Source organism: Acidovorax sp. AC410 (assembly GCF_979253235.1).
Window position 1 is genome coordinate 2,958,869 of sequence record NZ_CEEDCG010000001.1, and the last position, 17,615, is coordinate 2,976,483.

Below are 17,615 nucleotides of genomic sequence, written 5' to 3' on the forward strand. Positions count from 1 at the left end.
CCCCACAGGGCAGTCCAGGGCAGTCAGCGCGTCGCCTGCCGGCCGCGCCCCACGGCCAGCACCATCAGCACCGCCGCCAGCGCCAGGGCGCCGCTCAGCAGGTACAGGCTGAGCGTGAAGCCGCCGGTCGCCGTCTTGATGGCGCCCACCATCACGGGTGCCACCACACCGGCTGTGCCGCCGATGGTGGTGATGAGGGCGATGCCCATCGCCGCGGCGTTGCGGCTGAGCAGGCTGCCGGGCACGGCCCAGAGGATGGCGAAGGCGCTGGAGATGCCGACCGAGGCCAGCGACAGGCAGGCCACGGCGGCCACCGGGCTGTGCATGAACAGGGTGGTGAGCGACAGGCCGGCGGCGCCGATGCAGGCCGTCACCGCGAAGTGCCAGCGCCGCTCCTGCTTCCGGTCGGAATGCCCGGCGATGAGCAGCGTGGCCACGATGCCCGTGACTGCCGGCACCACGGAGTACAGGCCGATCTGCATCACCGACAGGCCCATGGACTGCAGCATGGTGGGCTGCCAGAACGACATGGCGTAGATGCCCAGGATCACCAGGAACGAAATGAAGCCCAAGAGCCACACATGGCCGTTGCGCAAGGCGCTGCCAAAGCTGCTGCGCGCATCCGCGCCGCTGGCGGCCTGGTCGCGCGCCAGATCGTCCTGTACCTGGCGCTTCTGCTCGGGTGTGAGCCAGCGGGCGGCCTGCGGCCCATCGTCGAGCAGGCGGTAGGCGAGCACGGCCAGCAGCACGCAGGGCAGGCCCTCCACGATGAACAGCCACTGCCAGCCGTGCAGCGACCACAGGCCGTCCAGATACGTCATGGTCGCGCCCGCCAGCGGCCCGGCGACGATGGGCGCCGCGCCATAGGCCATGAAGAACAGTGCCGTCACCTTGGCCCGGCGCTGCGAGGGGAACCACAGCGTGAGGTAGAACAGCACGCCGGGCGCGAAACCCGCCTCGAACATCCCCACCAGGAAGCGCAGTACATAGAATTGCGCTGGCGTGGTCACCCACAGCGTGGCGGCCGACGCCAGGCCCCACAGCCCCATGATGCGCAGCAGCGTGAGCCGAAAGCCTACGCGCGCCAGCAGCATGTTGCTCGGTATCTCGAACAGCGCATAGCCGATGAAGAAGATGCCCGCCCCCAGACCGAACACCGCGTCGCTGAAGCCCAGGTCGCTCTTCATCTGCAGCTGGGCATAGCCGATGTTGGTGCGGTCCAGGTAATTGAACACATAGCAGGCGAACAGCACCGGAATCAGCCGCCAGGCGATCTGGCGGTAGGTGGCGTCGTCGGCGGCGGTTGCGGGCGTTGGCGAGGCACTCGCCTTGGCGGGGAAGAGGGCGGCGGGGGAGTTCATGGCGCTTGTCTCGTGTTGTCTGTTTTTTGGGGGAATCAGCGCGCAGGATCAGGGGGTCTGCTGCAGCGCGCCGGACGTGGTGGCACCCCACAGGTGGCTGGTGGGTGCCCCCGGAAACAGCCAGTGCGGCGAGCATTCGCTGGACGGCACCACGTTGCTGAAGCCATGCGTGGCCGAGGTGCCCGCGATGGTCTTCTCCAGCACCATCGACAGGTACTGGTCGACGCTGCCTTCCTGCGTGTTGCCGTTCAGGACCACCTCGGAGCCGGTGGCCTTCGCATAGCGGCGTATGCCGTTGTGGCGCGAGGCCTCGGGCGCCCAGCTGTCGGCGCTCACGCCGTTCTCGCTGCTCACGCGGATGCCGTCGCCCGTGCGGTACACCAGCGAATGGTTGCCCTCGGTATGGCCCGGCGTGTGTACCAGCGCGATGCCGCGCCCCAGCAGCACGCTGCCGTCGAAGGGCACGATGCGCTCGGGCGCAACGCCCTGCAGCCCCTCGGGGCAGTACCAGTCGGCCTGCGTGGGCAACAGCCCTGCCACGCTGGCCAGCTCCTGGCGATGCACCAGCAGCCGGGCATTGGGCAGCAGGCCGCGCTCGCTGCCCGTGCCCAACCAGCGGCGCAGGTTCTGGGTGTGCAGGTGGTCGTAGGTGATGAAGTCGATTTGCCCGGGTGCCACGCCCACTGAGGCCAGGGCCTGCAGTACGGTGCCATGCACCGGCGCGATCACGCCGTGCAGGAACTTCGGGGTCTGCTCGCTCAGGCGTTTGAAATAGGGCGTCTCGCTGCCGGTCTCGAAATCGGCGGGGGTGAACAACAGGTTTCTGAGGCGTCCTTCGAAATCCTCGAACTGCACCAGCACCGTGCGCGCCAGCAGGTGCACCATGTGCGGCTTGAGCAACTGCTGCGAGTACACGCCGTTGAAGGCGTACCAGGCCGGGTAGGGGATGCGCAGCAGGTCGAAGCTGCGCGCATAACGCACGGCAGGTTCGCCGAGAAAGCGCTCGCGGAACTGCTTGCCCGCGCGGCGCAGCGCGCGCAGCCGGTCCTGCGGCGTGGGGGCGCTGCGCGCGCCGTCGAAGTCGGCCACGGGCTGCAGCAGGCTGGCCGGCGAGAGGGGTTCGGTCATCATGTTCATCAGGTCTCCTCAGTACAAAGAGCGGCCGCCCGAAATATCGAAGACGGCGCCGGTGCTGAACGAACAGTCGGCAGACGCCAGCCAGGCCGCCATGGCGGCCACCTCGACCGGTTCGACGAAGCGGGCCATGGGCACGCGCGACAGCAGGGCCTGGTGCAGTTGCGCACGGTGTTCCTCGGGAACACCGTCAAACACCCCGGTTTCCGCGGCAGAGGGCGTGATGCAGTTCACCAGCACGCCGGCCATGGCCAGCTCCTTGCCGAGCGACTTGGTCAGCGCGATCAGCGCGGCCTTGGAGGCGGAGTACGCGGCATTCAAACCATTGCCCTCCTTGCCCGCGACCGAGGCGATGTTGACCACGCGCCGTCCGAGCGCGGGCGCGCGCTGGCCGGCGATATCGGCCAGCATCTGCGGCACCAGCGCGCGGCAGCACAGGAAGGCGCCCGTGAGGTTGGTGTCCAGCACCGCGCGCCACTGGGCCGCGCTGTGCTCCCAGGTGGGCACCAGCGGGCCCAGCACGCCGGCGTTGTTCACGAGCACGGTGGCCGGCCCCAGGGCCGCGGCGCTGGCCTGGGCGGCGGCCGAAACGACGGCCTCGTCGCGCACGTCGGCGGCTGCGGTGAACACCCGGCCCGGCGCGTCCAGCGCCTGCGCCGCGGCCTGCAGCTGGCGGTCGCTGATGTCCCAGAGCGAGACGCTGGCGCCCTCGTGCAGGAAGCGGCGCGCAATCGCCAGGCCGATGCCCTGCGCCCCGCCGGTCACCACCGCGTGGTGGCCCTGCAGGCGCCCGCTCATACCGTGGCCTGCTCGGGCACCGGGGTCTTGCCGGCGGTGGCGGCCTGGCCTCCCAGCAGCGAGCCGATGATGCCGGGCAGCGCGGCCGGCGGCACGCCCACCAGCAACTGGCGCAGCATGGTCAGCGTGTCGAAGTACACGCGCTCGCAGACCAGGTTCTCGGCCTCGTCGAAGATGAACAGCGCGATCATGCGGCAGCGGAAGGTGTTGCCTGTGGGCGGCAAGGCGCCCAGAGGTCCCTTGTGCGTGCCCAGCAGCCAGAACTCCACGATGACCGAGTCGCCGGCATGGCGCAGTTCGATGATTTCGTGCCGCTGGTCCGGGAAGGCCTGGCGCGTGGCGGTGTAGTAGCGGCGCACATCCTCGTTGCCGTCGTGTACCTCGCCAGTAGGGATCAGCTCGTAGTGCGGGTGCGGAAAGGTGCTCAGCACGGCGCCGAAATCCTGGCGCGTCTCGTCGGCGAAGTGGTCGAGCACGGTCTTCTCGCGGCGGGCGTTGCGCTCGGTGGTGGCGGTAGGGGTGTTCGTCATGGGGGGATCCTTGGTGTCGGTTGCGGGTCGGGGTGCAGCGCAGCGCTGCAGCAGGCCCACTATCCGCAGAGCGCCGCGGCGAGACTGTCCGGTGTTGGCAATTGCGGCTCGGTACAAACCCGCAGGTGTCCGCCAGGCGTCGCCCGGGGCGACCTGTGCGCCCGCACAATGGCGGCGCCAGCCACCCCCCTCTCAGCGAGCGCACGCCATGCCATCCCTGCCCGAACCGGCAAGCACTGCCGAATTGCCGGCCCACCTCGGCCACCGGGCGGACGAGCGCCTGCGTTTGCCGCAGGAGGTGCAGGACGCATTGCTGCAGGTGGCCCACCGGCGCCAGCTGCAGCGCGGCGATTCACTGTTTCTCAAGGGCTCGGCGCCCGATGCGCTGTTCGGCATGGTGCAGGGCGCCCTGCGCGTGAGCGTGGCCGCGCCCGATGGGCGCGAGGCGGTGATCGCGGTGCTGGAACCAGGCCACTGGTTCGGCGAGGTCTCGCTGTTCGTGGGCCAGCAGCGCGTGTACGACACCTGCGCGGCGGAGCCGTCGGAGGTGGCCGTGGTCCAGGCGGCGGACTTCCACCACCTGATCGCCACGCAGCCGGCGCTGCACATGGCCTTCACGCGGCTGGTGTGCCTGCGGCTGCGCCAGGCCCTGGCCTGGATCGACGACGCCATCCTGCAGCCGCTGCCCGTGCGGCTGGCGCACCGGCTCGCCACGCTTGACACCCGCTCGGCCAGCGGCGAGCCCACCACGGTGCTGGCCGTCTCGCAGGAGGACCTGGCCTTCATGCTTGGCGTTTCGCGCCAGAGTATCAACCGCCAGCTCAAGCAGTGGGAGGAGGAGGGGGTGCTGCGCGTGGGCTACCGCGTGGTCGAGCTGCTCGACCGCGAGCGCCTGGCCCGCTACGCAGCGCAGGCTGCGTGATGCCGTCCGTCCGTCAGTCCGGCTCGGGCGGGCTGTCCAGTCCCGCGTCTTCAGGCTCCAGCGCCTTGATCACCATGCGGCAGATCAGCTCCTCGGCCTTGGCGTAGTCGCGCTCGGTCAGCGCCGGCTTGCCCAGCAGCAGGGCGAACTGTGCCTCCTGCTCGGCATAGGCCTGGGTGACGGACCAGATGATGAACATCAGGTGCGTGAAATTCACGCGCGCGATGCGCCCCTCGCGCGCCCAGCGCTCGAAGGTGCGCACCTCGGCCTTGAGCAGCGGCCCCACCCGCGCTGCGATGGCCTTGCCATAGCGTGGTGCACCGGCAATCACCTCTTTGGTGAATACCTTTGCACCATTCGGGCGCTCGCGCGAATAGCGTAGCTTGGCTCGGATGTAACGGCGCAGCGCCTGCTGCGGGTCGTCGCTGTGCGACAGGTCCTCCATGCCTTCGAGCCACTGCGTCAGCACGTCGTCCAGCACGCGCTGGTACAGCGCTTCCTTGTTCGGGAAGTAGTACAGCAGGTTGTGCCGGCTGATGCCGATGGCCGCAGCGATGTTCTCCAGGGAGGCGCCCTCGAAGCCGAACTGCGCGAAATGGTTCTCCGCCTCGGTCAGGATGCCCTGCTCCTTGAGCAGGCGCGATGCGGTGGGCGCCTTGGCGACGGTTTCGGCGGCGGGGGCAAGGGGGGCTTCCGGGCGCCGCCGGGCGGGTGGAGAGGGGGACTGTCGGGCGTCGGTCATTGCACCATTGTGTGTCAATGTGGCTGGCAAAAGCCTGGCATGCGGTTTGCTGTAGGGATTTTACTAATTGGTAAATTTTTACTGGTTGGTAAATTGAATGGCAAAGCAGGGCACCGGCGCAGACAGAGTGCCGGGCACCTGCACCCCCTAGCGAGGCCCACGATGAAACCTCCGGAATTTGCGGCTGCATGCCCCCGTGCATGCGCCGGGCGCCCTGTTTGCGCAGTCTCCTGCCGCCGTCCGTGCGGACCAGGCCACGCCGCTGCGCGGCTGGCGTGCAGCGCCCCCACCCCCACCCTGACCCTGCCGGAGGAAAACTGATGGACACACCCGCAAGCCACGCCTGCGGCATTCATGCCGCACGCCTGAACCTGGCCGACTACGCCACCCGTTTCGGCGATGCCCACCCCCCGCTGACGCGTCCGCAGGCGCTGATCGAGGCCGAGCGCTGCTACTACTGCCACGACGCACCCTGCGCCACGGCCTGCCCCACGGGGATCGACATCCCCTCCTTCATCCACCGCATTGCGCAGGACAACAACCGCGGCGCGGCCCGCGCCATCCTGGAGGCCAACCCCCTGGGCGGCATGTGCGCTCGCGTCTGCCCCACCGAGGTGCTGTGCGAACAGGCCTGCGTGCGCAACACCAACGAAGACAAGCCGGTCGAGATCGGTTCGCTGCAGCGCTACGCGACCGACGCCTTCTTCGCCAAGCCCGGGGCGCCGCTGTTCCAGCGCGCCGCGCCCACCGGCAAGCGCATCGCCGTGGTCGGCGCCGGGCCGGCCGGCCTGGCCTGCGCCCATGGCCTGGCCGTGCGCGGCCACGACGTGGTGCTGTTCGACGCCCGCCCCAAGCTCGGCGGCCTCAACGAATACGGCCTGGCCAGCTACAAGACTGCCGGCAACTTCGCCCAGAAGGAGGTCGAGTGGCTGCTCTCGGTGGGCGGCATCGAGGTGCGAACGCACCAGTTGCTGGGCCGCGACATGACCCTCGACAGCCTGCTGGCCAGCCACGACGCGGTGTTCCTCGGCCTGGGTCTGTCGGGCGTCAACGCCCTGGGCATCGCCGAGCCCACGGCCGCCGGCGTGCGCAATGCGGTGGACTTCATTGCCGAGCTGCGCCAGACCAGCGACCTGTCCACCCTGCCCGTGGGCCGCAGCGTGGTGGTGATCGGCGGCGGCATGACGGCGGTGGATGCTGCAGTGCAGTCGCGCAAGCTCGGTGCCGAGGAGGTGACCATCGCCTACCGCCGCGGGGCCGAGAGCATGTCCGCCTCGCACGTCGAGCAGGAATGGGCGCAGACCAACGGCGTCACCATCCGCCACTTCGCCGCGCCCAAGGAGGTGCTCAGCGCCGATGGCGCCGTCACCGGCGTGCGCTTTGCCGCCACCGCAGTGGAGGGAGGCCGGCTGGTGGAGACCGGTGAAACCTTCGTGATCCCGGCCGACATGGTGCTCAAGGCCATCGGCCAGACCTATGTGCCCGAGCCCGTGGGCAAGACCATTGCCCTCACCGGCGGGCGCATCGCCACCGACGCGGACGGCCGCACCAGCCTGGCCCGGGTGTGGGCCGGCGGCGACTGCCGTGCCGGCGGGCGCGACCTGACCGTGGAGGCGGTGGAGCACGGCAAGGTGGCAGCCGTGTCCATCCACGCCGCGCTGCAAGGCGCCTGAGCCCGCGCCACTGCGCAACCATCCCTACACCGGAGCACCACACCATGGCCGACATCCGCAGCAATTTTCTGGGCATCAGCAGCCCCAATCCCTTCTGGCTGGCCTCGGCGCCGCCGACCGACAAGGAAGTCAACGTCACCCGCGCCTTCGAGGCCGGCTGGGGCGGCGTGGTCTGGAAGACCCTGGGCGAGGACCCCTCGGTCGTCAACGTCAACGGCCCGCGCTACTCCACGCTGATGTCGCAGGACCGGCATGTGATCGGGTTGAACAACATTGAGCTCATCACCGACCGGCCGCTGCACACCAACCTCGAGGAGATCAAGCGCGTCAAGCGCAACTGGCCCGATCGCGCCATGATCGTCTCGCTCATGGTGCCCTGCGAGGAGCAAAGCTGGAAGAACATTCTGCCCCTAGTGGAGGACACCGGGGCCGACGGCATCGAGCTGAACTTTGGCTGCCCGCACGGCATGAGCGAGCGCGGCATGGGCGCCGCCGTGGGCCAGGTGCCCGAATACATCCAGATGGTCACCGCCTGGTGCAAGCACTACAGCCGCCTGCCGGTGATCGTCAAGCTCACGCCCAACATCACCGACGTGCGCCAGCCGGCGCGCGCGGCCAAGGCCGGCGGGGCCGACGCGGTGTCGCTGATCAACACCATCAACTCCATCATGGGCGTGGACCTGGACCGCATGGTCATGAGCCCCAGCACCGACGGCTGGGGTTCGCACGGCGGCTACTGCGGCCCGGCCGTCAAACCCATCGCCCTGAACATGGTGGCCGAGATCGCACGCGACGCGCAGACCGCGGGCCTGCCCATCAGCGGCATCGGCGGCATCACCACCTGGCGCGACGCGGCCGAGTACATCGCGCTGGGCTGCGGCACGGTGCAAGTGTGCACCGCCGCCATGGTCTACGGCTTCAAGATCGTGCAGGACATGTGCGACGGCCTGTCCAACTTCATGGACGAGCATGGCTACGAGACCCTTGCCGACTTCCAGGGCCAGGCCGTGCCCACCGTCAAGGACTGGAAGAACCTCAACCTCAACCACATCGACAAGGCCGTCATCAACCAGGATGCCTGCATCCAGTGTGGCCGCTGCCACGTGGTTTGCGAGGACACCTCGCACCAGGCCATCACTTTCACCAAGGAGGGCGGCGTGCGCAAGTTCGAGGTCAACGACGCCGAGTGCGTGGGCTGCAACCTGTGCGTCTCGATCTGCCCCGTACCCGAGTGCATCACCCTGCGCAGCCTGGAACCCGGCGAGGTGGACGCACGCACCGGCAAGGTGGTCACGGGCGAGTACGCCAACTGGACCACGCACCCGAACAATCCCCAGCGCGTGGCTGCGGGCGCGTGATGCGGGGAGATGCCATCCGGCGCGGCGAGTGCGCAATCGCAACGCGGTGCTGCACTGCATCTGGCGGAGCCGGCAGCGGGTCTATAGCATCGCCGGCTTCCCCCGGAGCGCGGTGACCGCGTTCCAGTCCGCCATCTGCCGGTACCGGAGCGCCGGACCAGACAGCGGCTTGTGTGCAACCCCAAGAAGTCAACATTTCACAGGAGTACAGGCATGAACCACAGTACCGGCAGCGCCGCCCACGGGGCGGGGCATCTGCCCGGCGCAGCGTCCAATCCGCTGGCCAACGAAGATCTGCTCCCCACCACGCCGGCGCAGCGCCACTGGGCGTGGAAGGACTATGCCGCCCTGTGGGTGGGCATGGTGGTCTGCGTGCCGACCTACACCATGGCCAGCTCCATGCTGGACCAGGGCTTCACCTGGCAGATGGCGGTGTGGCTGGTATTCCTGGCCAACTGCATCGTGCTGATTCCCATGGTGCTCATCGGCCGTGTCGGGCCACGCTACGGCGTGCCGTTCCCGGTGCTGGCGCGCGCCTCCTTCGGCGTCAAGGGCGCGAACCTGCCAGCCATCCTGCGCGGGCTGGTGGCCTGCGGCTGGTTTTCCATCAACTGCTACTTCGGTGCGCTGGCGCTGCACGGCTTCCTGAACATCCTGGGCATGGGGCTCGCGGGGCCGGCCGACGGGCAGACCATCAGCACCTCGCAGTTCATGTGTTTCCTGGCGTTCTGGGCGGTGCATATCTGGTTCATCTGGAAGGGGCCCGAGTCCATCCGCCTTCTGGAGGTGATCGCTGCGCCGCTGATGGTCGGAGCCTCGCTGCTGCTGGTCGTGGTGCTGATGATGAAGGTGCCCGCAGGCCAGCTGTTCAACCTGCCCGCCAAGGTGGTGGAGGGCGGGCCCAAGACCTGGGCCGCGCTGACCGGGCTGGTGGGCTTCTGGGCCACGCTGGCCCTGAACATCCCCGACTTCACGCGCTTTGCGCGCTCGCAGAAGGACCAGGTCATCGGCCAGGCCATCGGCCTGCCCATTCCCATGGCCCTGTTCTCCATGGTGGGCGTCATCGGTTTCTCGGCCTCGGCCATCCTCTACGGCAAGGCGCAGCTGTTCCCTGACGGACTGCTCACCCAGATGGGCAGCCTGGCCGCCGGCATCGGCCTCTTGGTGATCCTGCTGGCCAACCTCACCACCAACGTGGCGGCCAACCTGGTTTCGCCCTCGTACGACTTCAGCCAGATCGCACCATCGAAGATCAGCTTTCGCATGGGCGGCCTGATCGCGGCGCTCATCGGCCTCCTGTTCATGCCCTGGAAGCTGTTGGCCACCTCGGGCGGCTACCTGTTCACCTGGCTGGGCGGCTACGGCACGCTGCTGGGCGCCATCGCCGGTATCCTGCTGGTGGACTATTACCTGGTGCGCAAGGGCGAACTCAAGGTGGACGACCTATACCGCCGTGGCGGCGAGTACGAGTACAGCAACGGCTGGAACATCCACGCCCTGGTGGCCTTCTTCCTGGGCGTGCTGCCTTGCCTGCCGGGCTACCTGGCGGTCTCGGGCGTGGTGGACAAGGGCTCGGTGCCCGGCTTGCTGCAGTCGCTGTTCGACTTTGGCTGGTTCTTCAGCCTGGCCGTCGCCGGCACCTACTACTACCTGACCGCGAAGAAGAAATGATGACACGCCCTGCAGCCGGACTTTGCGGCCGGCTGCAGGCTGGCCACCCCTGCAACCCCTGAAGGAGAACCCCATGAGCCAAGCCCTTGTGATCCGCGGTGGCACCGTGGTCAATGCAGACCGCGAGCAGCGCGCCGACGTGCTGTGTGTGGATGGCCGCATCGTGGCCGTCGGGGAAGGGGCGGCCACCCAGGCGCCCGCCGGTGCGCAGGTGCTGGACGCCAGCGGCCAGTACGTGCTGCCTGGCGGCATCGATCCGCACACCCACATGCAGCTGCCGTTCATGGGCACCGTCACCATGGACGACTTCTTCACCGGCACGGCTGCGGCCCTGGCGGGCGGCACCACGAGCATCATCGACTTCGTGATCCCCGACCCGCAGGAACCCATCATGGACGCCTACCGCAAGTGGCGCGGCTGGGCCGAAAAATCGGCGGCCGACTACAGCTTCCACGTCGCCATCACCTGGTGGAGCGAGCAGGTGCGCGCCGACATGGGCACGTTGGTGCAGGAGGAGGGCGTGAACAGCTTCAAGCACTTCATGGCCTACAAGAACGCCATCATGTGCGACGACGAAACCCTGGTGAACAGCTTCAAGCGCGCGCTGGAGTTGGGCGCCATGCCCACGGTACACGCCGAGAACGGTGAGCTGGTGTACCTGCTGCAGCAGGAGGTGGCCAAGATGGGCATCACCGGGCCCGAGGGCCACCCGCTGTCGCGCCCGCCCATGGTCGAGGCCGAGGCCGCGAATCGCGCGATTGCCATTGCCGACGTGCTGGGTGTGCCCATTTACGTGGTGCATGTGAGCTGCATGGAATCGGCCGACGCGATTGCCCGTGCCCGCGCGCGCGGCCAGCGGGTGTATGGCGAGGTGCTGGCGGGGCACCTGCTGATTGACGACAGCGTGTACCGCGACCCTGACTTTGCCAAGGCCGCCGCCTATGTGATGAGCCCGCCGTTTCGCCCCAAGGGCCACCAGGAGGCGCTGTGGCGCGGCCTGCAGTCGGGCCAGCTGCACACCACCGCCACGGACCACTGCACCTTCTGCGCCGCGCAGAAGGCCATGGGCAAGGAGAGTTTCGCCAAGATCCCCAACGGTACGGGCGGTGTGGAAGAGCGCATGGCTGCCATCTGGGATGGTGGCGTGAATACCGGGCGCCTCACGCCCAGCGAGTTTGTGGCCATCACCTCGGCCAATGCGGCCAAGTTGTTCAACATCTACCCGCGCAAGGGCTTCATCGGCGAGGGCGCCGACGCCGACCTGGTGCTGTGGGACCCCGAGGGCACCAAGACCTTCTCGGCCAAGACCCAGCACAGCAAGGGCGACTTCAACATCTTCGAGGGTCGCACCGTGCGCGGCATCCCCAGCCACACCGTGAGCCAGGGCCGCGTGGTGTACGCCAACGGCGAGCTGCGCGCCGAGCAGGGCCAGGGCCGCTACCTCAAGCGCCCGGCCTTCGGCGCGAACTTTCAGGCGGTGCAAAAGCGCGCCCAGGACCTGGCGCCCACCGCGGTGGCCCGCTGACAGAACCCACCCGGAGAACACCATGGACACCCAAGTCAAGACCGACATCGACAGCCTGCGCATCAACGGCGAGCGCCTGTGGGACTCCCTCATGGAGCTGGCGCAGATCGGCGCCACGCCCAAGGGCGGCGTGTGCCGCCTGACGCTGACCGATCTGGACAAGCAGGGCCGCGACCTGGTCACGCGCTGGGCGCGCGAAGCCGGCATGAGCGTGACCATCGACCAGATCGGCAATGGCTTCATGCGCCGCCCCGGGCGCAACAACAGCCTGCCGCCTATCATGACCGGCAGCCACATCGACACCCAGCCCACAGGCGGCAAGTTCGACGGCAACTACGGGGTGCTGGCCGGCATCGAGGTGGTGCGTACTTTGAACGACCATGGCATCGAGACCGAGGCACCGATCGAGGTGGCCTTCTGGACCAACGAGGAGGGCTCGCGCTTCGTTCCGGTGATGATGGGCTCGGGAGTGTTCGCCAAAGCCTTCACGCTGGAGCATGCCTATGCCGCCACCGATACCGAGGGCAAGACCGTCAAGGGCGAGCTCGAACGCATCGGCTACATCGGCGAGCAGGTGCCGGGTGAGCACCCCATCGGCGCGTACTTCGAGACCCACATCGAGCAGGGCCCGGTGCTGGAGGACCACGACAAGACCATCGGCGTGGTCACCGGTGTGCTCGGCATCCGCTGGTACGACTGTACCGTCACCGGTATGGAGGCCCACGCCGGCCCCACGCCCATGGCCCTGCGCAAGGATGCACTGCAGGTCGCCACGCACCTCATGCAGGAGGTGGTGGCCTGCGCCCACCGCCACCCGCCGCACGGGCGCGGCACGGTGGGCATGGTGCACGTGCACCCCAACAGCCGCAACGTCATCCCGGGCCAGGTCAAGTTCAGCATCGACCTGCGCAATGCCACCGATGCGCTGTGCGAGAGCATGGACCAGGACATCCGCGCGGTGGCCGCCAAGTTGAGTGCCGACACCGGCCTGCCGATCGTGATCGAACAGGTCTCGGCCTACCCGGCCCAGGTGTTCCACGCCGACTGCGTGGACGCCGTGGCGCGCGCTGCCGCCAAGCTGGGCTACTCCAACATGCCCGCCGTTTCGGGCGCGGGGCACGACGCCGTCTACATGGCGCGCCTGGCGCCCGCCGGCATGGTGTTCATCCCGTGCAAGGACGGTATCAGCCACAACGAGATCGAGGACGCCAAGCCCGAGCACATCACGGCCGGCTGCAATGTGCTGCTGCATGCCATGCTGGAGCGCGCAGGCACCTGAGCCTGCCCACCCTCGCCGGCGTTGTGGCTGCGCGACACGCCGGGCGGGTTTTACATTTGTCGTTGGAGCGGGCCCCGGTGGGGGCTGCCTGGCCTCCTGCCCCGGTGCCAGCGGCTTGCGCAGGCAGAGGCGCCTGCCGTGCAAATGTGACAAAACCGTGACAAATCGAGGTTTTGATTAAAAATTGGGCAGCGCGGGTGTATCTTCTGGTTACGTCTTGTTCCGTATCCTGAGAGAGAAAGCCTGCCCATGAAATTGCGAACCCGAATCCTGTGGCTGTGCGCGGCCACCCTGCTGGGCCTGGTCGTGCTCTCCGCCGTGGCGTTGACCACGCTGTACCAGTCGATGATGAAGGAGCGCACGGCGCAGCTGTCCAACCTGGTGGTGCTCGCCCATGCGGCGGCGCAAAAGGCCCATGACCAGGAAAAGAGCGGTGCACTCTCTAAAGAGGATGCGCAGAAGGAGGCCAAGCGCAACATCGGCAGCTTCGTCGACAAGGACAAGTACTTCTTCGTGCGCGGCTTCACCGACGACGTGAACTACGTGCACCCCAACCCCAAGCGCATCGGCATCGTCGATGAAAAAGGCGGCAAGGAAGCCGGTGTGCGCTACCGCGCCGCTTTGCAGGGCAAGACCATCGGCACCGTGATCGCCAAGGGCACGCGCCCGGGCGCCAAGGACGAGGTGGAAAAGCTCTACGCCATCATCAAGTTCGAGCCTTGGGACTGGACCATCGGCTTCGGCGATTACATCGACGATATCGACCAGGCCTTCTGGCGCAACACCGCCATCCTGCTGTCCATCGGCGCGGTGCTGATGATCATCATCGCGCTCATGGCCTGGCAGATGCTGCGCACGCTGGTGCACCAGCTCGGCGGCGAGCCCCAGTATGCGGCCGACGTGGTCACGCAGATCGCCGAGGGCAACCTGGCCGTGGAGGTCATCACCCAGCCGGGCGACCAGACCAGCATCCTGCACGCCATCCGTGCCATGCGCGACAACCTGGCCCACCTGGTGCGCCAGGTGCGTGACAGCACCGATTCGATCAACACCGCCTCGGCCGAGATCGCGGCCGGCAACGGCGACCTGTCGGGCCGCACCGAGTCGCAGGCCAGTGCGCTGCAGGAGACCGCAGCCTCCATGGAACAGCTGACCTCCACCGTGCAGCAGAACGCGGCCAACGCACGCCGTGCCGACGAGCTGGCACGCGCCGCCTCCGACATGGCCGTGCGCGGCGGCGACGTGGTGCAGCAGGTGGTGGGCACCATGGGCTCCATCGACCAGTCCTCGCGCAAGATCGTGGACATCATCAGCGTCATTGACGGCATCGCCTTCCAGACCAACATCCTGGCGCTCAACGCCGCCGTGGAAGCGGCGCGCGCGGGTGAGCAGGGCCGTGGCTTTGCCGTGGTGGCCAGCGAAGTGCGCAGCCTGGCGCAGCGCAGTGCCGCCGCCGCCAAGGAGATCAAGGGCCTGATCGACGACTCCGTGGCCAAGGTCGGTGTGGGCACCCAGCTCGTGGAGCAGGCCGGCTCCACCATGCGCGAGGTGGTCGACGGTGTGAAGAACGTGACCACCATGGTGGCCGAGATCAGCGCTGCCAGTGCCGAGCAGAGCGCGGGCATCGCCCAGGTGAACCAGGCGATCTCTCAGATGGACCAGGGCACGCAGCAGAATGCCGCGCTGGTCGAGGAGGCCCTGGCGGCCGCCCAGTCGCTGAGCCAGCAGGCCGTGGCACTGGCGCAGACCGTGGGGCAGTTCCGCGTAGCCTGATCCGGGGCAGGCCCTCACAAAGGCAGGGTTCGCCCTGCCTTTTTTCGTTTACGGGTGCTATGCGGGCTGGGCGGAGCCGGTCAGCGCCAGAAAATGGTCCAGCATGTGGAAGTGGTCCTCGAAGAACTCCCCTTCCATGCCCGCCAGTTCGGCAATTGGCGTCCACTGCACCTGCTGGGCGTCGTCATCGGCCTGCACGGTGGGGAACGGTGCCTGGCCCAGGTCGAAATAGTGCGCATGCGTGAGCGTGCGCCCGCGCTGGCTGCGGTCGGGGTGGTCGAAAACCGCCACGGCCTGCAGCGCGGCGCGCATGGTGGCCTCGGGCAGTTGGCAGTGGGTTTCTTCCACCAGCTCGCGCAGGCAGGACTGCCAGACCGTCTCGCGCTGCTCGATGAAGCCACCGGGCACGGCCAACTGGCCCTTGCCGGGTGCATGGGCGCGGCGGATCAGCAGCACATGGTCCTGGCAGCGCAGCACGGCGTCCACCGTCACGAACACGGGCGGGTAGGGCGCTGCGGACCAGGCCTCGCGGTAGCGGCGCAGCATGCGCCATTCTTCCTGCAGGGCCTCGAAATGCGGGGTCTGCGCAAAGCTTTCCAGGAACGCCAGCGTGCTCGCGGGCATCTCGCCGGCCAGATCGTCGAGTTCCGTGCGCACGGTGGCCGGTGTGGCGCCGAAGTAGGCGTCCCGGATGGCGGTGGCGTCGATGCGGCCCTGGCGCTCCATGTGGATCAGCTCCCAACCCGGGAAGGCGCCCAGGTAGCTGCTGGTCGCGTCCTTGAAGTGGCCGACCAGGCCGATGCGGCCGGCCCCGGGTGCGATGCGGGCGACGCCCTCGCGCACGGCCTGCACCCACACGGCCTCGTTGTAGTAGTCGCGCACGGGCAGCACCTGCACGCGGGCGCGGTCGGCCTCGGGCAGGGCCTCGCGCAGCATCTGCTCGCGCTCGGCGGCGGTGAAGGGGTTCTTGGGCGAGCGGGCCTGCCAGGCCGAGCCCATCACCACGATGACCTGGCGCGCGCTGTCGAGCGCGCGCTGCAAGAGGGCCATGTGGCCCTGGTGGACGGGCTCGAAGCGGCCGATATAGATGGCGGTGTCGTACATGGGGTGTATTGGATCAGACGTAGCGGGCCGCGATCGGCATCTGCCGGCCGCTGCCGAAGGCGCGCGCACGCACGCGCACGATGGGCGGCGCCTGGCGGCGCTTGTATTCGTTGCGGGCGACCATCATGCGCACGCGCTGTACCAGGGCGCGTCCATCTTCGCCCTGCTGCAGGTGCTGCACGAAGGCGTTGGCGGCATCGTACTCCGCCGGCGCCAGGCGGTCGCCTTCGATGAGCATCTTGAGGACCTCGTCGAGCACCGGGTAGGGTGGCAGGCTGTCCACGTCGCGCTGGTTGGGTGCCAGCTCGGCCGAAGGTTCCTTTTCGATGATGGCCTCGGGTATCAGTTCGCGGCCGGCATGCGCGTTGATGTGGCGCGACAGGGCGAAAACCTCTGTCTTGTACAGGTCGCCAATCAGCCCCAGGCCACCGTTGGTATCGCCGTACAGCGTGCAGTAGCCCACCGAGATCTCGGACTTGTTGCCCGTGGTGAGCAGCAGGTGGCCGAAGGCGTTGGAATACTCCATCAGCACCGTGCCGCGGATGCGCGCCTGCAGGTTTTCAAGCGGCAGGCCCTGCAGCACCTGGCCGAAGCTGGCTTCGAACTGCTGCGCATAGACCGCCACCAGGTCGGCGATGGGGTGGGTGAGCAACTGCACGCCCAGGTTGCGGCACAGGGCCACGGAGTCGTCCACCGAGCCGCTCGATGAAAAGCGCGAGGGCATGGTGATGCCCACCACGTTTTCGGGGCCCAGCGCCTGGGCAGCGAGCGCCAGCGTGAGGGCACTGTCGATGCCACCCGAGCTGCCCACCACCACCTGCTTGAAGCCGCAGCGCCGCGCATAGTCCGACAGGCCCAGCACGATCTGTTGGCGGTAGAACTCCATGGTGGGCAGGCCCTGCGCGGGCACGGGTTCGGGCGTCTCACCTTCGGCTGTGAGGAAGCGGCCGTTGTCGAACTGCAGGGTGCGCACGTCCTCCACGAAGCGCCGGGCCTCGAAGACGATGCCGGCCTCGGGCTCCACCGCGAACGAGGCACCGTCGAACACGATCTGGTCGTGCCCACCGATCTGGTTCACGTACAGGATGGGCAGGCCATTGCGGCGCGAGGCATCGCCGAAGATCTGGTGGCGCTGCTCGCGCTTGGCGATGTGGCTGGGGCTGGCGTTGATGCTCACCACCAGATCGGGGGCCGCGTCGCGCATCCGGTCGAAGGGGTTGGTCGCATAGTCGGCGCCGCTGTCGTTCCAGCCGTCCTCGCAGATCAAGAGGCCCACCTGGGCATTGCCGATGCGCAGCACCTTGGCCACGTCGGGGCCGGGCTCGAAGTGGCGGCGCTCGTCGAAAATGTTGTAGGTGGGCAGGAGCTGCTTGGCATAGCGCAGGCGCACCTCGCCGGCTTGCAGCACCAGCAGGCTGTTGTGCAGCCGCTTGCCGGGCCCTTGCGCGGGCGTGGGCCCGCCCACCACCCAGTGCAGGCCGGGCAGCTCGGCCGATGCCTGCTGCAGCGCTGCCAGCCCGGCGGCCACGCGCTGCTGGAAGGCGCTTTCGTCGAGCATGTCGCCCGGGTAGTAGCCGCACAGCGCGAGTTCGGTGAAGACCACCAGGTCGGCCTGCTCGCTGGCGGCTTGCCGTGCGGCGGCCACCATGCGCTCGACATTGCCTTCGATGTCGCCGACGGTGAAGTTGAGTTGGGCAAGGGTGATGCGGAGCATGCGTGCTTTTCCTTGTGGCGAATCTATGTGC

14 protein-coding genes are annotated in these 17,615 nt (G+C 68.1%); 7 read left to right on the forward strand and 7 right to left on the reverse strand.

Translation table 11 applies throughout. The features are described 5' to 3' along the window. Positions 1–23 precede the first annotated feature (23 nt). From AC0IZS_RS13760 to AC0IZS_RS13775, 4 genes are read right to left on the reverse strand one after another with little or no spacing between them, the layout of a single operon-like run. Positions 24–1,361 (reverse strand): MFS transporter, encoded by a 1,338-nt coding sequence (locus AC0IZS_RS13760; RefSeq protein WP_471636128.1) that lies wholly within the window; start codon positions 1,359–1,361, stop codon positions 24–26. Between the two features lie 48 nt (positions 1,362–1,409). Continuing rightward, positions 1,410–2,498 (reverse strand): MBL fold metallo-hydrolase, encoded by a 1,089-nt coding sequence (locus AC0IZS_RS13765; RefSeq protein ID WP_471636129.1) that lies wholly within the window; start codon positions 2,496–2,498, stop codon positions 1,410–1,412. 9 nt (positions 2,499–2,507) lie between these two features. Then, entirely contained in the window at positions 2,508–3,293 is a 786-nt protein-coding gene (locus AC0IZS_RS13770; protein WP_471636130.1) for an SDR family NAD(P)-dependent oxidoreductase, read from the reverse strand. Beyond that, the gene (locus tag AC0IZS_RS13775; protein ID WP_471636131.1) at positions 3,290–3,823 is read right to left on the reverse strand and encodes an ester cyclase; all 534 of its coding nucleotides are present in this window, start codon (positions 3,821–3,823) and stop codon (positions 3,290–3,292) included. Before AC0IZS_RS13775 ends, AC0IZS_RS13770 begins: the two co-directional genes overlap by 4 nt. A gap of 208 nt (positions 3,824–4,031) precedes the next feature. Here AC0IZS_RS13775 and AC0IZS_RS13780 point away from each other — a divergent pair, with 208 nt between their 5' ends. Continuing rightward, positions 4,032–4,745: a Crp/Fnr family transcriptional regulator gene (locus AC0IZS_RS13780; protein WP_471636132.1), complete on the forward strand. Its 714-nt coding sequence runs from the start codon at positions 4,032–4,034 to the stop codon at positions 4,743–4,745. Positions 4,746–4,758: 13 nt separating this feature from the next. Here the strand turns inward: AC0IZS_RS13780 and AC0IZS_RS13785 are convergent, their stop codons facing one another. Next, entirely contained in the window at positions 4,759–5,487 is a 729-nt protein-coding gene (locus AC0IZS_RS13785; protein WP_471636133.1) for a TetR family transcriptional regulator C-terminal domain-containing protein, read from the reverse strand. A 320-nt stretch (positions 5,488–5,807) separates the two neighbouring features. Here AC0IZS_RS13785 and AC0IZS_RS13790 point away from each other — a divergent pair, with 320 nt between their 5' ends. From AC0IZS_RS13790 to AC0IZS_RS13815, 6 genes are all read left to right on the forward strand, one after another. Continuing rightward, complete coding sequence (locus AC0IZS_RS13790; RefSeq protein ID WP_471636134.1) at positions 5,808–7,160, forward strand: NAD(P)-dependent oxidoreductase; 1,353 nt, start codon at positions 5,808–5,810, stop codon at positions 7,158–7,160. A 44-nt stretch (positions 7,161–7,204) separates the two neighbouring features. Beyond that, a complete protein-coding gene (gene preA, locus AC0IZS_RS13795; protein WP_471636135.1) occupies positions 7,205–8,518 on the forward strand; it encodes an NAD-dependent dihydropyrimidine dehydrogenase subunit PreA in 1,314 nt (437 codons plus the stop codon). Positions 8,519–8,731: 213 nt separating this feature from the next. Then, a complete protein-coding gene (locus AC0IZS_RS13800) occupies positions 8,732–10,189 on the forward strand; it encodes an NCS1 family nucleobase:cation symporter-1 (protein WP_471636136.1) in 1,458 nt (485 codons plus the stop codon). Positions 10,190–10,262: 73 nt separating this feature from the next. Continuing rightward, complete coding sequence (gene hydA / locus AC0IZS_RS13805; protein WP_471636137.1) at positions 10,263–11,714, forward strand: dihydropyrimidinase; 1,452 nt, start codon at positions 10,263–10,265, stop codon at positions 11,712–11,714. Positions 11,715–11,736: 22 nt separating this feature from the next. Then, complete coding sequence (locus AC0IZS_RS13810) at positions 11,737–12,993, forward strand: Zn-dependent hydrolase (protein ID WP_471636138.1); 1,257 nt, start codon at positions 11,737–11,739, stop codon at positions 12,991–12,993. Between the two features lie 249 nt (positions 12,994–13,242). Further along, complete coding sequence (locus AC0IZS_RS13815; protein WP_471636139.1) at positions 13,243–14,766, forward strand: methyl-accepting chemotaxis protein; 1,524 nt, start codon at positions 13,243–13,245, stop codon at positions 14,764–14,766. 57 nt (positions 14,767–14,823) lie between these two features. On the opposite strand, the gene AC0IZS_RS13820 is transcribed toward AC0IZS_RS13815, so the two are convergent. Both AC0IZS_RS13820 and AC0IZS_RS13825 read right to left on the reverse strand, forming a co-directional pair. Continuing rightward, the gene (locus AC0IZS_RS13820; RefSeq protein ID WP_471636140.1) at positions 14,824–15,870 is read right to left on the reverse strand and encodes a bifunctional nicotinamide-nucleotide adenylyltransferase/Nudix hydroxylase; all 1,047 of its coding nucleotides are present in this window, start codon (positions 15,868–15,870) and stop codon (positions 14,824–14,826) included. A gap of 13 nt (positions 15,871–15,883) precedes the next feature. After that, on the reverse strand, positions 15,884–17,584 hold the full coding sequence (locus AC0IZS_RS13825; RefSeq protein WP_471636141.1) for an NAD+ synthase: 1,701 nt from the start codon (positions 17,582–17,584) through the stop codon (positions 15,884–15,886). Between the last annotated feature and the right edge of the window lie 31 nt (positions 17,585–17,615).